Below are 1,665 nucleotides of genomic sequence, written 5' to 3'. Positions count from 1 at the left end.
CGAGGCCACTGAAAAAGTCCATATTATATAAAAAGCATAATGCTTCTCGAATTTTGAGGAGAATTATGCTTTTTTTCTATATAATTAAGGTACTAATCCGAGTAGGTGAATGTAATGATTAAACAACAACAAACCTTGGCTTTAAGCCCCTATATAGAACTTTATAACTTAGTGATTCCCAAAGATAATATGTTGCGGCAAATCAATGAACTTGTCGACTTTTCTTTTGTTTATGAAGAACTGAAAGAGCGTTACTGCTTAGTTAATGGCCGAAATGCGGTCGACCCGATTCGAATGTTTAAGTATTTGCTCTTAAAAACAATTTTTGAGTTGTCTGACATAGATATCGTCGAGCGTTCGAAGTACGACATGTCATTCAAATATTTTCTAGATATGGCTCCTGAAGATCCAGTGATTGATGCAAGTTCATTAACCAAATTCAGAAAGCTGCGGCTGAAAGACTTGAATTTGCTGGACATGCTCGTAGGCAAAACAGTTGAAATTGCACTCGAAAAGGGCATTATTAAAAGCAAATCCATCATCGTCGATGCAACCCATACAAAAGCACGCTACAACCAGAAATCGCCTCGGGAAATCTTGCTGAATCGTTCCCGAAAGTTGAGAAAGGCGGTCTACAAGGCGGAGGAATCCCTAAAATCCAAGTTCCCGGTCAAGAATACCAGCGATGTACTTGAGGAAGAGATTGACTACTGTCAAAAACTCATTGCCGTGCTTGAAGCCGAAGGTGGCATCTGTGAATTACCCAAAATAAAAGAGCCCTTGAATCTCTTGAAAGAAACGGTCACGGATGACCTGGAGCAACTGAGGATCTCCGAAGATCAGGATGCCAAGATAGGCCACAAGAGCGCAGATTCCTCGTTCTTTGGCTACAAGACCCATATTGCCATGACGGAGGAACGGATCATTACGGCAGCCATTGTCACGACAGGCGAAAAGAATGACGGTAAGCAATTGCAAACGCTGATTGAAAAAAGTAAGGCAGCAGGTATGGAAATTAGATCCATAATCGGAGATACTGCTTACTCCGAAAAGGACAACATTGTTTACACTAAAGACAATGAAATTGAACTTATCGCCAAACTTAATCCTCGTATTACACAAGGCGCTCGCAAGAGAGAAGATGAGTTTCAATTTAATAAAGATGCGGGTATGTACGTGTGTAAGGCCGGGCATATGGCGATCCGAAAAGCGCGCGGAGGAAAGAAAGCCATCGGGAGCAACCAAGTCGATACGTACTACTTTGAAGTAGAGCAATGTAAAAGATGCCCGTTTAAAGAAGGTTGCTATAAAGATGGAGCAAAAAGTAAAACCTACTCGGTGAGTATTAAATCTACCGAACATTCAGAACAAACGACGTTCCAAGAAAGTGAGTACTTTAAAGAGAAAGCAAAGGAACGCTACAAAATAGAAGCAAAGAATAGTGAACTCAAGCACAGACACGGGTATGATGTAGCCACTTCCTCGGGTCTATTAGGGATGGAGCTTCAAGGCGCTATGGCTATATTCACGGTTAATCTAAAACGAATTATGAAGCTGTTGAAGTAAGAAGCTAGCCGTATAGGCCTGCTTAAATAACGCAAAGACGACCCTCACCCCGAAATACGGGAAAAAAGGTCGTCTTTTTATTAGTCTAACTTTAGCAGT

At 41.3% G+C, this 1,665-nt stretch carries 1 protein-coding gene; it reads left to right on the top strand.

What is annotated here, in order from left to right:
- The first annotated feature begins 114 nt into the window (after window positions 1-114).
- The gene (locus tag EJP82_RS27755) at window positions 115-1,566 is read left to right on the top strand and encodes an IS1182 family transposase (protein WP_127195312.1); all 1,452 of its coding nucleotides are present in this window, start codon (window positions 115-117) and stop codon (window positions 1,564-1,566) included.
- Window positions 1,567-1,665: the final 99 nt, after the last annotated feature.

Origin of the sequence: Paenibacillus anaericanus (assembly GCF_003994475.1) — a bacterium.
Taxonomy (GTDB): Bacteria; Bacillota; Bacilli; order Paenibacillales; family Paenibacillaceae; genus Fontibacillus; species Fontibacillus anaericanus.
The sequence above is the reverse complement of the archived record's forward strand: the minus strand, read 5'-3'. Positions and strand labels throughout refer to the sequence as shown.

Coding starts and splice junctions, on each gene's coding strand:
- EJP82_RS27755 (WP_127195312.1), top strand. CDS start 115: ATGATTAAACAACAACAAACCTTGGCTTTAAGCCCCTATATAGAACTT.